This is a genomic window from Streptomyces fodineus (genome assembly GCF_001735805.1).
Lineage (GTDB): Bacteria > Actinomycetota > Actinomycetes > Streptomycetales > Streptomycetaceae > Streptomyces > Streptomyces fodineus.
In genome coordinates, this window is sequence record NZ_CP017248.1 from 4,360,852 (window position 1) to 4,381,754 (window position 20,903).

A 20,903-nucleotide genomic window follows, 5' to 3' on the forward strand; every position below is an offset into this window, starting at 1 on the left:
CAACGTGGCAGTGCCACGGGTCCCCAGGAAGGAACACGGCCTATGCGGGTGTCCGTGACGGTGGTCCGACAGGGCGCGGATCCACAGGACGTCATCCTCGACTTCGGTGAGGACGCGAGCGTCGACGAGGTGGCCAAGGCGTTGGCGCCCACGGCCGCACCCGTCCCCACCACCGTCACAGCGCTGCCGCACAGCCCGTACGACCCGCGGTTCGGCGGTGCACCGGCACCCGCCGCACCGGGTCTGTGGGCCGACGGGCAGTACTGCGAGCCCGATGCCCGGGCGAGCGACGTGCTCCGCGACGGCATGCGGATATCCGTCGACGACGCCATCGGTCCCTTTCTGCGGTCGGGTGAACCGTCCGGGCGGCACGAGCTACGGGTCACCGGAGGGCCCGGCGCCGGACGGGTCGCCCGGCTGGCCGCCGGTGTGACCACGATCGGATCGGGGCCCGGTTGCACCATCACTGTCCCCGATCCCCGCCTCCCCCACGAGGCGCTGCGCGTGAGCGTCGCCGTCGACGGCCGGGTCACCCTGGCGCCGGGACCGGCGGATGCGGAGGTGCTCCTCGACGGCGAGGCCGTCGTCGGGGAGCGCGAGTGGCCGAGAGGCGCACTCGTCACCTGCGGCAGCTCACTCCTGGTCCTTGACAACCCGGTCGAGCCCGACGCTCACCTGGCACCGATGGGCGAGGGCGGACTGGCCTACAACCGCCCGCCCCGGCTGAGCTCACTGCCACCGCGGGCAAGGCTGGTGGTTCCGGACCCTCCCGGCAAGGCCGAACGCCACCGCTTCCAACTGATCGCCTCCGTCACCCCGTTGATCTTCGGCGTGGTCATGTACCTCATGACCAAGCAGACGTACACGCTGCTGTTCTGTCTGATGAGTCCGGTGATGATGGCCGGCGAATGGGTCAGCCAGAACCGTGAGGGCAAGAAGAAGCACCGCACCACGGTGAAGGAGTACAAAGCCCAGAAGGCCAAGTACGACGAGGACTTGGCTCGACTGTGCGCCGCGGATCAGAGGGCCCGCCGCGATGCCTACCCCGACGCCGCTTCCCTCCTGCTGTTCGCGACCGGCCCCCGGCGCCGCCTGTGGGAGCGCAGGCTCACCGATCCCGACGCCCTGGTGCTGCGCGTCGGCGTCGCCGACCTCCCGGCGAACATCGAGCTCGCGGCCTCTCGCACGAAGGACGATGACGGGCCGCCCGCGCCGCCGCTCGTACACGACGTGCCGGTCCCGCTGCCGTTCACCGAACTGGGCGTAGTGGGTCTGGCCGGAGCCCGCTCCCAGGCGCTGGCCTGCGCCCGCTGGCTGACGGTCCAGTCTGCCGTCCTGCACAGCCCACGCGATCTGTCGGTCGTGGTGTTCTCCTCCGCGCCGGATGCCGGGGACGCATGGAGCTGGGCTCACTGGCTGCCCCACACCGCTCCGCGCAACGGACAGGACTGCGTTTCTCTCGTCGGCACGGACTCCGAGACCATCGGGCGACGCGTCACCGAACTGCTCAACGAGCTGAATCGCCGCAAGGAGGCCGCCACCCCGGCGGGCGGAATGGGCCAGCTGCGGCCCGACCCGCACGTCCTGATCGTCCTGGACGGGGCACGGCTGCTCCGCCGGGTGCCGGGCGTGCCCCAGCTGCTGCAGGAGGGGCCTCTGTACGGCATGTTCGCCCTGTGCGTGGACGAGGACGAGCGGCTGCTGCCCGAGGAGTGCCGCGTCGCGATCGGCTGGCCGATGGGCTCCGCCGACCGCGTGGTGCTGCGCGGCGCGAGGCTCGACGCACTGGGTGAGGTGCTGGCCGATCAGGTTTCCCGCGAGTGGTGCGAGCTGGTGGCCCGGTCGCTGGCCCCCGTACGCGACGTCAGCCGCGACGACGCGGACAGCGCACTGCCGTCGGCGGCGCGCCTGCTGAACCTGCTGCAGATGCCCGATCCGACGGGCGCCGCCATCGAGCAGATATGGCGGTTCGGGGGTGCCAGCACCCGCTTTCCGGTGGGTGTCGGAGCCGAGGGAACCTTCTTCCTCGACCTCCGGCAGGACGGGCCGCACGGTCTCGTCGCCGGTACCACGGGTGCCGGTAAGTCGGAGCTGCTGCAGACCCTCATCACGTCGCTGGCCGTCCACAACCGGCCCGACGCCCTGAACTTCGTTCTGATCGACTACAAGGGCGGCGCCGCGTTCCTGGACTGTTCGCGCCTCCCGCACACCGTCGGCATGGTCAGCGACCTCGACGCACACCTCACGGAACGCGCCCTGGCCTCGCTCGCCGCCGAGCTGAGGCGGCGCGAGGAACTGCTGCTCCGCGCCGCGCCCGCGAAGGACATCGAGGACTACACCGACGCCAGGCAGCTGCGCCCCGAACTGGAGCCGATGCCCCGCCTGGTCATCATCATCGACGAGTTCGCCGCGCTGGTCGCCGAGCTGCCCGACTTCGTCGCCGGCCTGGTCGACATCGCACGCCGGGGCCGTTCTCTCGGTGTCCACCTGATCCTCGCCACGCAGCGTCCCGCGGGCGTCGTCAGCCAGGACATCCGCGCCAACACGAACCTGCGCATCGCACTGCGCGTGACCAACAGGGACGAGTCCGCGGACGTCATCGACGCCCCGGACGCCGGGAGCATCGCGAAGTCGACCCCGGGCCGCATGTACGTACGCTCCGGTGCGAACGCGCTGGTGGCGGTGCAGTCGGCCCGCATCGGTGGCCGGCGGCCCGGACAGTCGTCGCGGCCATCCGTCGGGCTGTTCCCGCTCCCTTGGCACTCGATCGGCCGTCCCCTGCCGAAGGCAGCCGACGACGGCGACGACGGCACCCTGGTGACGGATCTCGCGGTGCTGGTGGACGCCATCGCGGACGGTTCCCGGCGCATGGGCTTCGGCGAGCCGCACAGGCCGTGGCTGCCTCCGCTGCCCGAGCACGTCACAGTCGCCGACGTGGGCCAGGAAGCCGGTCCCACGCAGGGTGACCTGCCACTGGCGGTCTTCGGCGTCATCGACGTCCCATCCCGCCAGGCTCGCTCGCCGCTGAGCCTGGACCTGGTGAACGGCGAGCACCTGCTGATCGTCGGCGGTCCCCGCTCCGGCCGCTCCACGGCACTTCGGACGATCGCCGCCTCACTGGCCACGAACACGTCCCCGTCCGACGCCCACCTCTACGGCATCGACTGCGGAGCCAACGTCCTCCTGCCGCTGACCCGGCTGCCGCACTGCGGTGGCATCGTCACCCGCGACGAGACCGAACGCCTGGTACGGCTGCTGGGCCGCCTCCAGGGCGAGGTGACACGACGCCAGCAACTCCTCGCCCACCTCGGCGTCTCCAGCGTGGCCGAACAGCGGGCATCGGCCGAGGGCGAGGACAGACTGCCGTACATGGTGCTGCTCCTCGACGGCTGGGAGGGCTACGTCTCGACCTTCGAGGGCTACGACTACGGCAAGCTGATCGAGGCCATCACCCGCCTCTTCCGCGAGGGTCCCGCCGTCGGCCTGCGCGTGGTGATGACCACCGACCGCAGCGGCACGACCGGCTCGGTGACCAGCTCCTTCGGCGAGCGGCTGATCCTGCGGCTCACCGACCCCAACGACTACGGCATGGTCGGCATCAATCCGCGTTCCGTGCCCAAGGACATGCCGCCCGGCCGCGCTCTGCGTCTCACGGACGAGGGCGTCCAGGAATGCCAACTGGCTCTGCTGGCTGCCGACCCGGCCGGCAAGGCCCAGGTGGAGGCACTACAGCAGATCGCCACCGAGGCCGCCCGCATCCACCCACGGCCGCCACGGCGGCTCCGGCCGATGCGGGTCGACGCCCTGCCCATCCGGTGCACGGCCAAGGAAGCCCTCGCCCTCGACCCGGAGTTCGCCCCCACCTCGGACCTCTGGGCCCTGGTGGGCGTCGGCGGCGACGAACTGGCTCCACTGGGCGCCGACCTGTCCGAGGCCGGTCCCGGTTTCGTCATCGCCGGCCCGCCGAAGTCGGGCCGGTCGAGCACGCTGATCACGATGGCGCGGTCGCTGACCCGGCGCGGGCTACCCGTGGTGCTGGTCACCCCGAAGCGCTCGCCTCTGAAGAACCTGGAAGGCGAGCCCGGCGTCCTCGGTGTCCTGAACGGCGACGCCTCGCAGCAGGACCTCACCGAGCTTCTGTCGCCGGTGTCGACCGAGCGGTACGCGGTCCTCGTGGACGACGCGGAACTGCTCTACGACTCCGCGTTGGCCGAGGGTCTGGAAGAGGTCGTCCGCAGTGGCCTGGACGGCGACCACGCCGTCATCGCGGCGGGTTCGGCCGAGACCCTGGGATCCCAGTACCGCGGCTTCGTGGTCGAGGCACGCCGCAACCGCCACGGCCTCCTCCTCGCCCCCACTCCGGACGCCGGCGAACAGCTCTTCGGCGTTCGCCTGCCCCGCACGAGCACGGCGGGTCCTGCGGGCCGGGGCATCCTGGTCCAGGGCGGCTCGATGATCCAGGTTCAGGCGGTCATCGGCGACTGATCGGCCGCGCCGGGTCCGGACAGCGGAACAGCCCGGGGCGTGCCGTCCGAAACGATCGGACGGCACGCCCCGGGCCGGAACAGAAGTCCGTGGCACACGGCCGGTTCAGTGACCGGCAGTGGCCCGGCGGATGTTCTCGTGGTGGGTGTGCGAGGCCTGGTGGGCCTCGTGCAGCAGGTCCACGATCTTCTGGAGGTGCGGCTTCATCGAGGTCCACTCGTGACGGAACTTGTCAGCCAGCGGACCGGTCCAGTACGCATGGCTCTCATCAGAAGCGGAGTTCAGACCGGAGAACACCGACTCCAGGTTGATCTTCTGGCTCTTGAAGTGATTGACCAGCTTGTTGAGCGCCTCGAGATCGGCACCGCTCATTGCCATGGCTAACCGCTCCTCCCCGTATCGAGAACTCTTGTCGCGGACCCGTCGTCCGCGCGTGGCACCGTACTCTACGCCACTGCGGAAACAACCGAGCCGTTGCACTCTTCGACAACAGACGTCATTCATAGCCCCGTTGGTTCCCTGCCATCGTGTCGCTCCAACAGCGAAACACACCTCAAACCGGAAAACGTAGAAACTGAAGGGCAACCCCCAAGACAGCATCGAAATGCGACAGATGGGGATATTAATGGGCAAGCACCAAGAAGGCCAGACAGGGCACGACCAAGATGACGCATTCTGCACCCAAAGGGATGTGGGGTCTGGGCGCCTGGTTGCTCTTTGTGTGCGTGACTCTGTGCATCTCCTTCACGGAATCACGACGCAGCCTTGATCACCGTTTGACCCGTCCAGGACATCCCCGACGCGGCAGGAGATAGTCTCGGCCTGCATGTTGCTGTCGGCAGCGGATGCCGGCGGAAATGCTGCCAAACGGGGAGAAGCCGCCATGTCTGAGTTCACGGGAGTCGATCCGCACCGGGTACGTCTGCTGGCCAACAAACTCAGCGATCTCGCGGATACGTTGGCACGTGAGGCGCCCAACATCCGGAAGTTGTTCAGCGAGTGGGACGGAACGATCAACCAGACCCTGCTGACACAACAGGTGGCCCAGGTTCACGACGACGCGCGGGACATGGCCAAACGAGCCGACGAGGCACTGAACCTACTGCACGGCCCACGGTTCGTCGATCCGAACGACCCACACAAGGACTGGATCAACATTCCCTGGGATGTCTCGAAGATCAACGTTTCCTACGAGGCGCAGCAGGAGGCACAGAACCTGAAACAGGCGCTGGACAACCCGAAGGATCCGACGTCGCGTCAGACGATCGCGGAGATCGCCCAGTCGCTGGCCGACCACCAGGACGACCCTGCGTATCTACAGGCCTTCATGGCCAACAACGGCATGGATCAAGCCGCTCGCGCCGCCCGCGTCCTGCACCAGCAGGACGGCACGCACGACGGTGTCGTGTTGTCGAAGGAGTCCGAGGGGATCGTCGCGGAGTTCGGCCAGGGCGTGCAGGCTGCGACCAGTCTCGCCCAGGCCGGCAAGATCACCTTGCCGCCGGACTGCGTGGACAAGCTGACCAAGCCGGACGGCGGTGACATGTGGTCCGTCGGCATGCTCTTCAAGTACGGCCCGGACGGCGACAAATGGGATCCCCACGTCCTGTCCGCGGTCGGCGGGGCGATGCTCGACTGGCGCCAGAAGAACCCGATGCGGCCTGACCACGTGAAGGGCGACGGCCTCTACAGTCCCGGCGGCTATGTCGAGGATGACAACGGCAACTACTGGTACAAGTCGCTCGGCCTCAACGTGGACTACCGCACCGATGGCACCAGCGACGTGAAGGATACGAACATCGCCGCCATCGACGCGAACGACCCATCCCTTGCCCTCATGCAGCGCCTCAGCCAGAACGCGGACGCGTCGCGCTTGGTACTCACCGGGAAGGACGGCGCCAATCACGCCGCGGCGTTGGTCAGCGATAAATGGGCTACTCCCGGCCAGCCCTCCTTCGATGACGCCAAGTTCCCCGCCGCCGTCATCCGTTTGGCGACCCTGGACCGGAAGGACCACGCCAAGGAGTCGGCAGAGGCCGCCGCGAACGTGATCAACGCTGGCGCGGCCGAGTACGCCAAGGAAAAGAACAAGGACAACTACGACAAGTCGCAGTACCCGGTCAACAAGGGCATCACGCAGACGCTGTCGACGGTCTTCCAGGCCTACGTGACCGACTTCGCGGATTCGACAGGAACCACCAGCAAGCAGGATGCCTACGCGCAGGACGGCCAGATCGTGGTGGGCCGCCAGAATGCCCAGGATTTCCTCAGCGAAATCATGCAGAACGGCGACGAGGCCGGCAACGTCATTCAGTCGATCAACGCACAGATCAGCCTGCAAGCGCGGCAGCCACTGGACAACGCCGACGTCGCCAGACACCTGCGAGACCTTGGGGAGCTGCGCGGTGAGGTGTTCCGGGCCGGCAAGCAGGTCAATCTGGACGCCGCCGCCCTCACGGACGCGGAGCACACCAAGGCGCTGCTCTGGTTCAACATCATCTCCAGCGGCATGGCTTCGGTCCCGGCACCGGAGGATTCAGCGCTGAGGCCGTGGGTCCAGGCGGCGATCTGGGCTGGCATTCCATACGCGGACAGCATGTTCTCGACGAACAACGCCGCCAATGCCGAGGCCAATTCCCAAGGGCCGAAGTTCGACGACGCCGCCGCCATGAGCGTACCTCTTGCTGAGGGCCTCATCCGTGCGGGCAAGATCCAGCCCCCGCCGAATCACCCCGAGTGGGCCGATGGCAACATCACGTTCCGCAAGAACACAAAGGATCTCGATGACTTCAACTGGTGGTGGGCACATAAGGTGAAGGGAGCGGATAACGATCTGCCCGACCAGACCCTTGACGACATGTGGAATAGCTACAAGCGCAGCGCCGACTAGGAACAGCGAGGTTTCGCAGGTGCTTACGTCCGATTCTCCGGCGACGAGGGCGCGCGGCTTCGGCCGTGCCCGCCGTGGTCTTCTGCTGCTGGCCACCGTCAGTCTTCTCGTCGGTACCAGCGCCTGCGACGACAGCGGCGGCGGCGGTTGGAAGGCGCCGGGCAAGGGGCAGGCGGCGGTCCTGGTACATGACGATCCTTCCGGGCCGGTCGGCCACCAATTCAACGGTGACCTCGACGGGTTGACCGTCACAGCGGACGGCACGGTCTATGTGCTGAAGATGGGCATCCAGCGGATCACCAAAGACCGCAAGATTGAGTCGTTGCAGCCCGGACTGACCGACGGCTCGTCCGGACTAGTCGCCTTGCCGGACGGTTCCCTGGTCTTCGGTAAGGACCACAGCATCCAGAAGTACGGCCGGGACCAGCAGGTCAGCGTCCTGGCGGGCAGACCCGGCAAGGCCCGGGCCGCTACCGCGCCGGTGCCGGAGGCAGCCGCGGCCGTCGGCTTCACCTTCGGTGACAGTCCTGTCGTACCCGTCGGAGTCCGCCCCGACGGAGCGCTGATCCTGCTCGACGGCGATGTCGTCTGGTCGCTGGCCAAGGGGCGCCTCACCCGGGTGTACGAGCTGTCCGCGGCCGACCGGAAGACCAGGGCGCTGTTCTTCGCCGGCAACGCCGCAGTCGACCGCAATGGCACGGTCTACGTCACCAGCGCTCCGACCGACACGTCTGCGTACGCTCACGTCGCGGACATCCTGGTCATCCGCAGAGACGGAAAGACCACCCCCATCGAGCTGCCCCGGTCGGTCGAGGGCGTCCAGGGCAAGCCCGCCGACCTGGAGATCGCAGCCCTTACCGCGGACGGCGCGGACGGTATCTACGTCGTCGCCCGCGACAGCAAAGGGACCTACGTCCTCCACCTCCACGCCGGACAAGCCGACCTGGTGGCGCATTCCGCGTACGACGCGCACGGGAACACTGCCGACACCCAGGCCTGCACGTTGAAGCACCCGGTGGACGCCAAGAAGCTGCCGTGCGCACTGCCTTGGTCCCTCGGATACGGGGACGGCAAACTCGTACTCGGCGGAAACGAGCACTACCTTCTACAAATCGGCATCAAGTAACGGGGATCATCGATGGGCATACCTGACGAGGACAAACTCGGCTCTCTCTGCCGCCAGGACATGAACAAGATCGAGTCGTCCGTCTCGAACATCCGCTCCGCCATCACAGCCGTCAACAACCTCATCGGCTGCGAGACATGGGTGGGTCCCGCCGCCGACAAGTGGGGCACCGACTTCCAGGGCCGCATGGGCGCCCTGAGCAAACTGTTCGACTCCTATCCCGCGGAGGAGAACCGTCTGGTCACCAAGGCTCAGGAGAAGCAGGCGTCCATGGACCGCAAGAGGACAGGTGGCGGTGCATAAGGCGACGCCACGGGTAGCCAGATGCTGGATCGCCGGCCTGATCCACACCGGGCGTACCGGTCAACGCTGTTCCGCCGGGTGGTGACCACCCACGCCCCGCGAGCACCTCGCGCGACCGGGGCCGTCATCGGTTCGCCCAAGATCAAGACACATCGCACACCCACGGTCCCAATACGCCCAGAAACTGCCCCATTTACAAGGAAGTTCGCTCTGGCCAAGGCGAGAAGCACACCGATACCGTCTGTGCTCTTGACTTAACGTCTGTCTCACGGGGAGCCCACTGTGAAGCGCCGTTCGTTGCCCGTTGCCGCCACGCTCACCGCGTCCGCAGCCCTGCTGCTGGCGGCTTGCGGTGGAAGCGGCGGCGGTGATTCGAAGAACAGCAAGATCACCGGCGCGGACACGGGCGGCCCGACAGCGGCTTCGCCCAGTGTCTCGGCCTCCAGCACGGCCGACCGCCCGGAGATCAGCTTCCCGTCCTACGCCAAGAACGTCTTCCAGGACCAGAAGACGGGCGACGCCACGAAGGACGCCGTCCTCGCGGACAGCGCACTGAGCGTCAACTCCGTGGACGAGGCCATCTTCAAGGGAAGCACGAGCACCAAGGCTCTCGGCTTCTACAACGCCGGCAAGGCCCTGGACGCAGCAATCACGTACGTGCAGGGGTACATCGACAAGGACCACACCTGGATCGGCGAGACCCGGTATTTCGACCGCAAGGTCACTCTCTCCGGAGCCGGTGCGGCATACGTCACTTACTGCTCCGACGAGAGCAAGTCGTTCCTCAAGAACAAGAAGACAGGAAAGGTCGAAAACACTCCGACCTCCGCCGACAGCTACGTGCTCTATCACACCAAGCTCACCAAGAACTCCCGGGGCATTTGGCAGACCACGAACATCGTCTCGAACCGGGGAGCCAAGGTATGCCAGCCGTAAGGAAGCTGGCCAGGATCGCGGCGGTCTTCTCGATTGCCTGCGTTCCCGTGTTCATCTCCCAGGCGGCCTACGCCGGCGGACGGGGCGGCGACGGCAATGAAGGCCAGACCGAACAACACGGCAATGCCAGTGACGATGGGACCCTCTCGTCCACGGCCGGCGGAGTCGTCTTCGACCGCTCCAAGAACGGCACCGGCGGCTCCGTCGGCCCGGTCACCCCCACCACCTCCTGGACCCCGCCCGCCTGTTGGTACGCCCCGAAGTACACTCCCGCAAAGCTCAAGGCGTACCTGGAGCCGATCTGGGAGGCGGGCTCCACCGGCGATAAGTGGGACGCCTCCCAACGCGACCGTTACGTCAACGGCCACCCGTACAAGGACTTCAACCAGGACAAGGCCGGCAAGGGCTACTGGTGGGACTCGTACGTCAACGAGGACTTCCCACCCGGCTGGGACAAGTGCGACAAGCCCATCTTCTGGGTCGACAAGGGTGATCCCCCGCCGGCCGACATCCCGGAGGCGATCACCCCCGAGATCCTTGCCGAACTCGCCTACGCCCAGATCCGCGTCCCCGGCACCAAGGTGACCCTGGCCCCCGACGGCACGACCAAGGTCAACCTCCCCACCTGGGCCTGGCTGGACGGCGCCCAGTTCAAGCCCGTCTCGGTCACCGCGTCCGTCCCCGTACTGGGCATCTCCGCAACCACCACAGCCGAGCCCACGTCCCTCAAGATCGACCCCGGTACGCCGGATGCCGAGACCTACCCGGCCTCCGGCGTGTGCGACATCAACAATGGCCGGATCGGAGAGCCGTACGCCAAGGGCAAGGCGGACGAGACCCCGCCCTGCGGCGTGAAGTACCTGCGCTCCTCGGGTGACGGCTCGTACCAGCTCAAGGCCACGATCACCTGGAAGATCCACTGGACGGGAAGCGGCGGCGCGGGTGGTGACCTTCCCGACGGCACCTTCGGATCCACTCAGAACGTCACCGTCCAGGAAATCCAGGCAGTCAACCGGTGATCGGTCATGACAGCCGCACCACGGGCTTCGCCCTCCTCGTCGGCCTCGACGGCGCCGCACCGTCAGCATCGGACGAGCTCGTCGCGTCTACCCGAATGACTGAGGACACCGGACCGTGAACGGCCACACCTACGCCATTCTCCTTGCGGGCGTCACCGTGACCGCCGCCACGTTCGACGTGATCCGCGTGTCCCGGCGGCTACCGGAGAAGAACGCTGCTGAGGAGAACACCGCTGCTGAACGTAACGTCGGCCTCGTCGTGGTGTCCCGTGTCATGCTCGTCATCTTCGCCTTCGTCCTCGCCGGCATGCTCTGGAACTTCGAGGACGACAAGCACTGGACCGAGAGCAAGGTCGTGCAGGCGACCGAGAAGATCGCGGCCGACATGGAAAGGGGCGGGGACGCGCCCACCGATGCCGGCAGCTTCAAGTCTCTGGTGGACGAGGAAGTACAAGGCGTGCAGGGCAATGGCCTCGGCCTGACGGACGACTGGGCGACGGCCCCGGCGGGGGCCGTGGAGAGCTACGTCATCACCGGGACCGAGTACGACGACCGCATGCGCGAATCGCGGCCCACCAAGTACCGGGCCTGCCTCGTCATCACCTCGGCGACCCCTGTCCCGAACGGGCTGCCGACCAGCGATCCGGCCAGCAAATACATACATGACTACGCGATACGGACGAAGGTCACCGCGGGCGGATGCTGAACGGCAAAAGACAGCCATGGGCACACCATCCACTGGTCTCGCCCGAACACAGGAGAAGACAAACCATGCGGATCACCGCCCCCCGTGTACCGCGCAGGCACTGGGCGTTGCGTCTCGTCGCTGCAGGAACCGTAGCGCTCACCTGCGCATGCGGGCATGGCGCAAACAGCCATGCAGCCGACGGACCGGTTCTGGGCAAGGACGACCCGTCCACAGTCGTCACGGCCTCCCACGTGCGAGCAGCGCTTCCGCGCCTGAGTGACCTGCCGAGCGGCTGGAAGGTCTCACAGGCCGCCTCATCGCAGGATCTCCGGCATGCGCCTCACCTGTCCGGCGGCACGGCATGCAGCAACAAACCCAAGCCTTGCGGCTACGAAGCCAGCGCGACAGTTCGGTTCACTCACACACCGGACGACGACGCACTGAAATTCGACATAACGACATTCACCAGCAAGAACCTGGCACTCACCGCTTACCAGCAGGCAAATGACATACCCATTGCACCTGATCCGCTCGCGATCAATCGCGTTGGCAATGAGAGCCAGGGACACGCGGGCTCGTGGGGTCAGGAGGGCAGGATTCTGATGTCCGTGGCCAGGGTGGGGACAGCTGTCGTAGTCGTTACGGCCAGTGGCCCCAAGCCGATCAAAACATCCTCCCTGGAAGCCCTCGCGAAGATGGCCGGACAGCGGGTCCTACACGTGGAGCTGGGAACTAAGAGGTCATCTCATTTGGGGCGTTCGATAGGCTCCAGGTGTGGGGATCGTTGAGCGGCTGGTGCCGGATGGGCTGTGGGAGTTGTTCCAGCGAGTGGTGCCGGAGGCGCCGAGTCGGCCTCAGGGAGGCGGCCGGCGCCGGCACGGTGACAGGGAGGTGCTGGCTGCGATCGTGTTCGTGGCCACGTCGGGCTGTACGTGGCAGCAGCTGCCGGCCGCCTCGTTCGGACCGTCGGGACCCACGGCTCACCGGCGTTTCACCGAGTGGTCGAAAGCCCGGGTGTGGGCGAAGCTCCATCGCCTGGTCCTCGACGAACTCGGCTCCCGGGGTGAACTGGACTGGTCTCGCTGTGCGATCGACTCGGTGAACATGCGGGCCCTGAAAAGGGGGGCCTGACAGGTCCGAATCCAGTAGATCGAGGCAAGTACGGTTCGAAGATCCACTTGATCACCGAGCGGACCGGATTGCCCATCTCCATCGGCATCTCCGGCGCCAACCTGCACGACAGCCAGGCCCTCGAACCGCTCGTTCGCGGCATCCCGCCCATCCGCTCCCGTCGCGGTCCGCGCCGACGACGGCCGGCCAAGCTCCACGGCGACAAGGGCTACGACTACGACCACCTGCGCCGATGGTTACGCCAGCGCGGCATCCGGCACCGCATCGCCCGCAAAGGCATCGAGTCCTCCCAGCGCCTGGGACGCCACCGCTGGACCATCGAACGCACCATGGCCTGGCTCGCCGGATGCCGCCGCCTGCACCGCCGCTATGAACGCAAGGCCGTCCACTTCTTGGCCTTCACCAGCATCGCCTGCACCCTGATCTGCTACCGCAGACTCACCAAATGAGATGACCTCTAAGTGATCGGCGCGACGCCGGCGGTGACCTCCTGAGGGCCGACTCGGCGGGTGCCTGAACGGCGCCCTGCGCGTGGCGGAATCACGCGGCTTGCAGCTCCCCGGGCCCGATCGCCCCGGACATCGGGGACGACAGCGGTTCGGGAGGGTACCTGTGAGCCCTCGCACCGACTACAGCTATGTCCCGCACACGATCCGGCATCCCCGGAAGATTGGGTGATCTACGGCGTGTACTGCACCGCTCCCCACCGCGGCGGGCCCTTGGGTCGCGGGACGCGCCGGAAGCCGCCCAGGACTGGGCTCTGCGGCCGGAGCCGTCATCTCTCTGAGCGCGATCAGGACCCTCTCCACACTCCACAATGGCCCATAAGGCCAGAATTGTCCCCGTTCATAAGGGACTTCACTTTGGCGAAACGGGGAACCGCACCGCTAACGTCAGGGCTCTTGACGGAACTTCTGTCTCACGGGGGCCCACTGTGAAACGCCGCTCTTTGCCCGTTGCTGCCGCGCTCACCACATCCGCTGTCCTGCTGCTGACGGCTTGCGGCGGAGGGGACGGCGGCTCCAAAGCCGACGGCAAGATCGCGGGAGCGAACACTGGGAGCGAGACGGTGACTTCGCCGAGTGCGTCGGCATCCACAGACTCCGTCGCACGCCCACAGATCAAGTTGCCGTCGGACGTCACTGACAAGTACGAGAACTGGGAGACTGGCGATGCGGCCAAGGACGAGGTCCTGGCCGACACCGCCCGGCGCATCGACGCAACGAACGACGCCATTCTGCGAGGCAACGCGAGCGCACTCGGTCTCTCGTTCTACTACCGGGACAAGGCCTTGACCGATGCCGTGGCATGGGTGCAGGCCTATGTGAAGGCCACCCTCTCCTTCACGGGCACAACGCGTTACTACGCCCCCAAGGTCACACTCTCTGGCAACAACACAGCGTCCCTCGTCTACTGCTCCGATGAGAGCAAGGGCTTCAACAAGAACCGCAAGACCAACAAGGTCGACAGGACTCCCTCGACGGAAAGCCCGTACATCCTGTACAACACGCGCCTTGAGAAGACCAAGCAAGGCGTCTGGCAGACCAGCGACCTGATTTCGAAGCGGGGGGCTGAGACATGCGCCGATTGACCGGTCGGGGGCGCATCCTGGCGCGGGGTGTGCTCGTAGCCGCGTGTCATGCCTCGGCCATCGAGGGGGAGATCAGGTGACGGGCCAGAGCGGCCCCATAGTCTACGCCACGGTTGTGGGCACGGTGATACTCGCCGGCGGGATCGCCCTGTGGCGGGTGGCAGTGCGGCTGAAGGCTCAGGGAGTGGAGGAGGCCAAGCGCCACAAGGACATCGCGCTCGTCGCGGCCCACCTCAGCGGAGTAGCCGCGATCGGGGTGATGACGGCGGTCATATGGTGGCACGCCGATGCTCAATCGCAGCCGAGTGACAGCAACGTGTTGCACCTAACGCAGAAGATGGCCGCCGAGTTTGAAAGCGGCCCGCAGCCGCTCGATGTCCGTATCGACAAGGAGCCGGACCCGGGTGTCTTCACCGAGTCGGTCTACTTGTCCATACAGATGGACGGCGTCGGCTCAGGCGCGGATCTGAGTGCCGAGCCGGCCACACCACCGACCGGCGCACTCGACAGCTACACCATCACCAACAGGACGTCCCATCTCGGGTCGGACGCCTCTGACGACCCCGGCCAATACCAGGCCTGCTTGATCTTCACCTCGGCAACCCGCGCACCGGACCTCCCGGCAGCCGGCCCCGGAACCGCCCCGATACCTCAATACAACCTCCGCACAAGGGTCACTGCTGGGCCCTGCTGACAAGGGGTGGTTGATCCTCGGCCCTGTTGATCGGCACGGCCTTCCGGGGGGGCAGCGACCGGATGCACCGGTCGCCGGTGGCCCGGGTTGGACTCGGCGGCGGCCGTGACCGTCAGCTCTTGCGGATCGCCGGCCTTGGACACAGTAATGACCGTGGGGGGCGGTCCCTCACCCCACCTTCGACAACCGCGACACCGGATTCCCCTCCGCCGAGCTGTCCGACGTGTACTTCAGGTCGTCGCCGACCGGTGTCAGTTCGATCTGGTGTGCGGCCGGGTCGCAGCCTCCGTGGTTGCCCTTGGCGCCGGTGGAGGTGGCGACCAGGTTCGTGCCGGTGACTTGTTTCAGGGTGAGGATGTCGGTGCACACCCCGCCGAGCTGGTCGGTCTGGGTCAGGCGGCCCAATTCCTCGCCGACGCCGGCGCGGTGGACGGTGAGGCGGAAGGTTCCGATGGGCAGGTTGCCGTCGAGGGCGGTGGCCTGGCCCTGCCAGGTGCCGAGGTAGCGGGCCGGGATCGTGCCGGGCGTGGGGCTGGTGTCCGGGGCGCCGGTGCCGCCCGTGGCTGTGCTGGACGCCGCCGTCGGTGCCTGGGAGTGGGAGGGGGCGCTGCCTGCGCCCTTGTCCTCGTCCTGGTGGGACCAGGGGCGCAGTAGTACGCCGAGGCCCAGGGTGCCGGCGGCCAGCGCTCCGGCGACCGCCAGTACGACCGTGCAGCTCAGGCGGCGGCCGCGGGCGCCCTCCACCGGTGTGGCGGCCGCCGCCATGCTGACGGAGATCCGGCCGGGTGGGGGTGCGTCACGCTGCGCGGGCACGACGGTGGGTTCCCCCGGCGGTGGGGGCGCCGGTTCCGCGGGGTTCATCGCGGGCGGAGGCCCGAAGGCACCGGCGTCAGTGGCAGACGCGGCCGATGCCGAGGCCGGGGGCTCTGTCTTCGCAGGGGTGTCGACGGGCACCGGACCCGACCCCCGAACCGAAGACCCCATCTCCCCCGGACGATCGAAGCCCACCGACCCCGACCCCCGACCCGCACCCAACCCCCGAACCGAAGACTCCGTCTCCGCCGGACTCTCGAAGGGCACCGGCCCCGAACGCACCGCCTCCCCCGTGTCCAGGTTCAGCAGTTGTACGGCGCTCCGGCTGACCTGCTCCACCAGGGCGCCCGGCAGCCAGCCGCCGGTGACCAGGCGGGCGGCGCCCTCGGGGGCGAGGCGGTGGCTGATCTCGGTGGGGGTCGGGCGGGACGCCGGGTCCTTGGTCAGGCAGGCCGCCGCCAGCGCCCGCAACTCTCCGCCCATGGCGTGCAGTTCGGGCTCCTCGTGGACCACCTTGTAGAGCAGGGCGGCGGAGGAGTCCCCGGGGAACGGCGGCTCGCCGGTGGCCGCGTAGGCCAGCACCGCGCCCAGCGAGAAGACGTCCGCGGCGGCGGTGGCGCCTTTGCCGAGGATCTGTTCGGGGGCCATGTAACCGGGGGAACCGACCGACACACCTGTCGACGTCAGGGACGCCGTGCCGTCCATGGCGCGGGCGATACCGAAGTCGATCAGCAGGGGCCCGTCAAGTGTCAGCAGGACGTTCGACGGCTTCACGTCCCGGTGGACCAGGCCCAGTTCGTGTACGGCCGTCAGCGCCTCGGCGAGGCCCGCGCCCAGGGCCCGTACGGTGTGCGGGGGCAGCGGGCCGGTGTCGGAGACGGCTGCGGCGAGGGAGGGGCCGGCCGCGTAGGCCGTGGCGACCCAGGGGACGGCGGCGTCCGGGTCGGCGTCCAGGACGGGGGCGGTCCAGGCGCCGCCTACCCGGCGGGCGGCGGCCACCTCGCGCTGGAAGCGGGCGCGGAACTGTTCGTCCAGCGCGAAGTGCGGGTGCACGATCTTCACGGCGACCGTACGGCCGCCCGCGCTGCGGCCGAGGTAGACCCGGCCCATGCCACCGGAGCCGAGCCGGCCGAGCAGCCGGTACGGCCCGACGGTGGCCGGCTCGTCCACGTCCAGCGGCTGCATGACGCGCTCCCCCCAACCCCACATCCAGTGGTGAGCAGCCTAGTGACGCGTGCTCAGTGCCGCAGCAGGTCCACCTTCACGTCCGCCGGGAAACCGGTCGTCGGGCCCACGCGGCGGGCGAACTCGGCGACGGCCTCCAGCTGCGCGGCGCCGAAGCTGAAGTCGAGGGTGGTGAAGTACTGCGCCAGGGTCGCCTCGTCGAAGGACTCCCAGCGGGCCGCCTGTTCGGCGACCTTGGTGACTTCCTCCAGGGAGAGGTTGCGGGAGGCGAGGAAGGCCTCGTGGACCTGGCGGGTGATCAGCGGCTCGCGTTCCGCGTAGTCCCGGCGGGCCGCCCAGACCGCGAAGACGAACGGCAGGCCGGTCCACTGCTTCCAGAGCGAGCCGAGGTCGTGCACCTCCAGGCCGTAGCGCGGGCCGTCCAGCAGGTTCGCCCGCAGCGCCGCGTCGCCGATCAGGACCGCCGCCTCGGCCTCCTGCATCATCAGGCTGAGGTCGGGCGGGCAGGTGTAGTAGTCGGGCTGGACGCCGTAGCGCTCGGCGAGCAGCAGCTGGGCGAGGCGGACCGAGGTGCGGGAGGTCGAGCCGAGCGCGACCCGGGCGCCGTGCAGGCGGCTCAGCGGGACCTGCGAGACGATCACGCAGGACATCACCGGGCCGTCGCAGCCGACGGCGATGTCCGGGAAGGCCACGAGGTCGTCGGCGTTGCGCAGGAACTCGACCAGGGTGACGGGGCCGATGTCGAGGTCGCCGCGCACGATCTGCTCGCTGAGCTTCTCCGGGGTGTCCTTGGTGAGCTCGAAGTCGAGCAGGGTGCCCGTTCTCGCCAGCCCCCAGTACAGGGGCAGGCAGTTCAGGAACTGGATGTGGCCGACGCGCGGCCGGGTGCGAGCATTGTCCACATCGCGAGACTAGACCCCGTCCTGTACGGTGCCCGGACCGACCCCACCGTCACCACGCCGTCAAATGGCGTAGCGGATGTTCAAACATCCGGGTGACGTGATCTTGGCCTCTATTGCTTTCCGCTGCCCGGATGCTAGGCTTGCCCGCAAGTTGCAGTTTGGTTTCCCTTGCAGTACAGAGCCTGCGGAGCATGTGACCGCGGGCTCTCGTCGTTTTCAGACGAATGCAGTTGTGCAGCACCGTTTCGCACGTGCAGGTTCTGGAGCAGGGCAACCCTTTTGAGCCCAAGGAGGGCTTATGGCTACCGGAACCGTGAAGTGGTTCAACGCCGAAAAGGGCTTTGGCTTCATCGCCCAGGAGGGCGGCGGCCCCGACGTCTTCGTCCACTACTCCGCGATCAACGCAGCCGGCTTCCGCTCCCTCGAGGAGAACCAGCAGGTGAGCTTTGACGTGACGCAGGGCCCGAAGGGTCCGCAGGCGGAGAACGTCACCCCCGTCTGATCTCTGCCTGATCGCAGAACCTGAGAGCAGTACCCAAGGAGCCCCGCGCCGTTCCGGCGACGGGGCTCCTGCCTTTTCCGCCCCGCTGTCGATGAATTCTCAGCGAATTCTCTAGGTGTGCTGCATGACGAGGATGAAGGTCGTGCCCGGCGCCAACGCCTCGTAGGAGTGGGCGACGTCCCCCCGATAGGTCATGTAATCGCCGGGCCCGAGTTCGGCTTCCTCGCCCGCGGGGCCCGCCTTCACCCGGCCCGAGCCGACGATCAGATGCTCGACCGTGCCGGGAATGTGCGGTTCCGACGTGCGGGCCGCTCCCGGCTCGGCGCGCAGGCGGTAGATGTCCCGCCGGGCCGCCGGGGGGCTCGCGGACAGCAGGGTGGCGACATAGTTCGCCTGCTCCGAGCCGACCTCGGGGCCCTCGCCGGCGCGGATCACCTGGACGCTCGCCACCGGCGGCTCCACCAGCGCACTGAACGGCACGCCCAGCGCGACCGCGAGCGCCCAGAGGGTCTCCACGTTGGGATTCCCGCTCGCCGCCTCCAGCTGGGAGAGCGTGGACTTCGCGATTCCGGCGCGTTTGGCCAGCTCGGACAGGGACAGCCCGGTGCGGGCGCGTTCACGCTTGAGCGATGCGGCGATCCACTCCAGGGGGAGCCGGGCGGGGGTCCGGGAAGGCGGCTCGGTCATGTCGTTCGCTCCATCGGTACGATCGTTCGCCTTGACGAACAGGGCTCTGTGTTCCATTGTAGAAAACATGCGTTCGGTACAGCGAACATCCGATGACATGTCCCTGGTGCGCGACAGCTCGCTCGTCTGGCTCGCCTGCGGCGTCGTCGGCGTCTCCTTCGGTGCCGTCTCCGTCGCGGGCGGACTGCCGGTGTGGGTGCCGGTGGTGATGTCCCTCGTGGTGTACGCCGGATCGGCCCAGTTCAGCGCGGTGGGCGTGCTGCTCGCCGGGGGCGGGCCGGTCGCCGCGGCGGCGACGGGGCTGTTGCTGAACACCCGGACGGCCGCGTTCAGTCTGGCCGTCGCCGAGATCATCGGCACCGGGCGCGCGGCGCGCTTCCTCGGTGCGCATCTGGTCACCGACGAGACGGTCGCGTTCGCCCTGGCCCAGTCCGATCCGGTACGGCGGCGCAGGGCGTTCTGGATCTCCGGGCTCGGCCTGTTCGCCGTCTGGAACTTCGGGGTGGCGGCGGGCGCGCTGGCCGGGAGCGCGCTGGGGGACACCGTGCGTTACGGCCTGGACGCCGCGTTCCCCGCCGTGCTCGTCGCGCTGGTGCTGCCGCAGGTGCGGGCCGACGGGGCGGTACGGCGGTGTGCCGTGCTCGGCGCCGTGATCGCCCTGGTGGCGACGCCCGCCGTGCCTGCCGGGGTGCCGGTGCTGCTCGCTCTGGCGGGGCTGTTTCTGCATCGCCGGGAGCCCGTGGAGGTCACGGCATGAATGCCACCGTCGTCATGATGCTGGTGCTGGCCGTGGGCACGTATGCCTTTCGGCTGGTCGGGCCGGTGTTGCACGGGCGCGTGGAGATACCCGCCCGGGTGCAGGAGCTGACCTCGGCCGGGGCAGTCGTCCTGCTGGTCGCCCTGCTGGCCACGGGGGCGCTGACCGAGGGCGGCGGGTTCGCGGGGTGGGCCCGGCCGGCCGGGGTGCTGGTGGGCGGGCTTCTGGCGTGGCGCAAGGCGCCGTTCGTCGTGGTGGTCGTGGGGGCGGCGGCGGCCACGGCGGCGCTGCGGGCGGCTGGGGTGGCCTAGCAGGCCGGGGGTGGCCAGGAGGCCGGGTGGCCTAGGAGGCCCGCCAGACCGTCAGATCGCCCTGGAGAAAGGCGATGCCCGGCACCGCTGTCGACTTCGTCCCGATGACGAACAACGCGATGTCTCCCGAGGAATCCTGCATACAGATCTCGGTACCGTTCGCCGCCCCGGCCAGCGGGAGGCGACGGCGCTTCTCGGCCCTGAGCAGGAGACGGCACGTGTCGAGGGTGCCGTCGCCGGGCTTGCCGTACACCTGGACGAAGGCGGCGGTGTCGCTCACCAGTTCGCAGCCCGGCGACGCACAGCGGAAGCGGACGTCCCCCTCGCCCTTCTTCGGTTCGGCGTCCGGGTGCTTGATGCTCAGCGGGTGCTTCGCGTCCAGCCACCGCAGGGGATGGGGCTCGGCCCGCGGCTGCGGGGGCGAGGCCGAGGAGACCGGCGAGGACGCCGAGGACCGTGCGGTGCCTCCGCCACCCCCGCGATCAGCCACAGCACCGCCGGCACCGGCAGCGGGCCACGGTCCGGGCACGTACAGCATGGCCAGCCAGGGCGGTACGCCGTCCGCGTCCGCGTCGATCAGCTCCGCGGTGTACGCGCCCCGCACCCGCCGGGCCGCCTGGATCTCCCGGCCGAACCGCCGCCGGAAGTCCGGGTCGTCGGCCAGCTCCGGCCGTACGACCTTGATCGCCACGGGACGGCCACCCGGGGTGTGCGAGAGGTAGACCCTGCCCATGCCGCCCGCTCCCAGCCGGGCGGCGAGCCGATAGCCGGCCACCACGGGTGGGTCGTCCACCTGCAATGGCTGGAAAACGTCCGTCACTTGGTCCATCGGCCCTCTCCCCCGCGTCGATCATCCGACCGAACGACAGCAGCCTAAAGAGCC

At 68.2% G+C, this 20,903-nt stretch carries 18 protein-coding genes and 1 pseudogene; 13 read left to right on the forward strand and 6 right to left on the reverse strand.

Going from position 1 to position 20,903, the window contains the following annotated elements:
• Positions 1-42 precede the first annotated feature (42 nt).
• Positions 43-4,485, forward strand: coding sequence for an FtsK/SpoIIIE domain-containing protein (locus tag BFF78_RS18210; protein ID WP_069779328.1), 4,443 nt, complete (start codon positions 43-45; stop codon positions 4,483-4,485).
• 105 nt (positions 4,486-4,590) lie between these two features.
• Here the strand turns inward: BFF78_RS18210 and BFF78_RS46235 are convergent, their stop codons facing one another.
• Positions 4,591-4,863: a WXG100 family type VII secretion target gene (locus BFF78_RS46235; protein ID WP_159033021.1), complete on the reverse strand. Its 273-nt coding sequence runs from the start codon at positions 4,861-4,863 to the stop codon at positions 4,591-4,593.
• 505 nt (positions 4,864-5,368) lie between these two features.
• Between BFF78_RS46235 and BFF78_RS18220 the strand changes: the two genes are divergently transcribed.
• From BFF78_RS18220 to BFF78_RS18265, 9 genes are all read left to right on the forward strand, one after another.
• Positions 5,369-7,375, forward strand: coding sequence for a hypothetical protein (locus BFF78_RS18220; protein ID WP_069779330.1), 2,007 nt, complete (start codon positions 5,369-5,371; stop codon positions 7,373-7,375).
• Positions 7,376-7,394: 19 nt separating this feature from the next.
• Complete coding sequence (locus BFF78_RS18225) at positions 7,395-8,501, forward strand: SMP-30/gluconolactonase/LRE family protein (RefSeq protein WP_069779331.1); 1,107 nt, start codon at positions 7,395-7,397, stop codon at positions 8,499-8,501.
• Between the two features lie 12 nt (positions 8,502-8,513).
• Positions 8,514-8,804 carry a hypothetical protein gene (locus BFF78_RS18230; RefSeq protein WP_069779332.1) on the forward strand — a complete coding sequence of 97 codons (291 nt, stop codon included), beginning with the start codon at positions 8,514-8,516 and terminating at the stop codon, positions 8,802-8,804.
• Between the two features lie 282 nt (positions 8,805-9,086).
• Positions 9,087-9,740: a hypothetical protein gene (locus BFF78_RS18235; RefSeq protein WP_069779333.1), complete on the forward strand. Its 654-nt coding sequence runs from the start codon at positions 9,087-9,089 to the stop codon at positions 9,738-9,740.
• Entirely contained in the window at positions 9,728-10,759 is a 1,032-nt protein-coding gene (locus tag BFF78_RS18240; protein ID WP_069779334.1) for a hypothetical protein, read from the forward strand. Before BFF78_RS18235 ends, BFF78_RS18240 begins: the two co-directional genes overlap by 13 nt.
• Before the next feature lie 115 nt (positions 10,760-10,874).
• The gene (locus BFF78_RS18245) at positions 10,875-11,465 is read left to right on the forward strand and encodes a hypothetical protein (RefSeq protein WP_069779335.1); all 591 of its coding nucleotides are present in this window, start codon (positions 10,875-10,877) and stop codon (positions 11,463-11,465) included.
• A gap of 762 nt (positions 11,466-12,227) precedes the next feature.
• Positions 12,228-13,027 (forward strand): IS5 family transposase gene (locus tag BFF78_RS44780; protein WP_227026143.1). Its coding sequence is split into 2 segments (ribosomal slippage): positions 12,228-12,563 and positions 12,566-13,027, totalling 798 coding nucleotides; the frame shifts between segments, so codons are not numbered across the junction.
• Between the two features lie 485 nt (positions 13,028-13,512).
• Positions 13,513-14,169 (forward strand): hypothetical protein, encoded by a 657-nt coding sequence (locus BFF78_RS18260; RefSeq protein WP_069779338.1) that lies wholly within the window; start codon positions 13,513-13,515, stop codon positions 14,167-14,169.
• Between the two features lie 76 nt (positions 14,170-14,245).
• Positions 14,246-14,863, forward strand: coding sequence for a hypothetical protein (locus BFF78_RS18265; RefSeq protein WP_069779339.1), 618 nt, complete (start codon positions 14,246-14,248; stop codon positions 14,861-14,863).
• Positions 14,864-15,031: 168 nt separating this feature from the next.
• Here the strand turns inward: BFF78_RS18265 and BFF78_RS18270 are convergent, their stop codons facing one another.
• Both BFF78_RS18270 and BFF78_RS18275 read right to left on the reverse strand, forming a co-directional pair.
• A complete protein-coding gene (locus BFF78_RS18270) occupies positions 15,032-16,861 on the reverse strand; it encodes a serine/threonine-protein kinase (RefSeq protein ID WP_069779340.1) in 1,830 nt (609 codons plus the stop codon).
• Positions 16,862-16,914: 53 nt separating this feature from the next.
• On the reverse strand, positions 16,915-17,763 hold the full coding sequence (locus BFF78_RS18275; RefSeq protein WP_069779341.1) for a menaquinone biosynthetic enzyme MqnA/MqnD family protein: 849 nt from the start codon (positions 17,761-17,763) through the stop codon (positions 16,915-16,917).
• 298 nt (positions 17,764-18,061) lie between these two features.
• On the opposite strand from BFF78_RS18275, the gene BFF78_RS18280 reads away from it, so the two are divergent.
• Positions 18,062-18,265, forward strand: coding sequence for a cold-shock protein (locus tag BFF78_RS18280; RefSeq protein ID WP_069779342.1), 204 nt, complete (start codon positions 18,062-18,064; stop codon positions 18,263-18,265).
• Between the two features lie 111 nt (positions 18,266-18,376).
• On the opposite strand, the gene BFF78_RS18285 is transcribed toward BFF78_RS18280, so the two are convergent.
• Entirely contained in the window at positions 18,377-18,952 is a 576-nt protein-coding gene (locus BFF78_RS18285) for a helix-turn-helix domain-containing protein (RefSeq protein WP_069783651.1), read from the reverse strand.
• Positions 18,953-19,019: 67 nt separating this feature from the next.
• Between BFF78_RS18285 and BFF78_RS18290 the strand changes: the two genes are divergently transcribed.
• Complete coding sequence (locus BFF78_RS18290; protein ID WP_069779343.1) at positions 19,020-19,709, forward strand: AzlC family ABC transporter permease; 690 nt, start codon at positions 19,020-19,022, stop codon at positions 19,707-19,709.
• Entirely contained in the window at positions 19,706-20,020 is a 315-nt protein-coding gene (locus BFF78_RS18295; protein ID WP_069779344.1) for an AzlD domain-containing protein, read from the forward strand. Before BFF78_RS18290 ends, BFF78_RS18295 begins: the two co-directional genes overlap by 4 nt.
• A 31-nt stretch (positions 20,021-20,051) precedes the next feature.
• Here the strand turns inward: BFF78_RS18295 and BFF78_RS50155 are convergent, their stop codons facing one another.
• Together BFF78_RS50155 and BFF78_RS50160 are read right to left on the reverse strand one after the other, a co-directional pair.
• Positions 20,052-20,300, reverse strand: coding sequence for a hypothetical protein (locus BFF78_RS50155; protein WP_418346664.1), 249 nt, complete (start codon positions 20,298-20,300; stop codon positions 20,052-20,054).
• Between the two features lie 182 nt (positions 20,301-20,482).
• A pseudogene (locus tag BFF78_RS50160) lies at positions 20,483-20,849 on the reverse strand (serine/threonine-protein kinase); the annotation flags it as partial.
• Positions 20,850-20,903 lie beyond the last annotated feature (54 nt).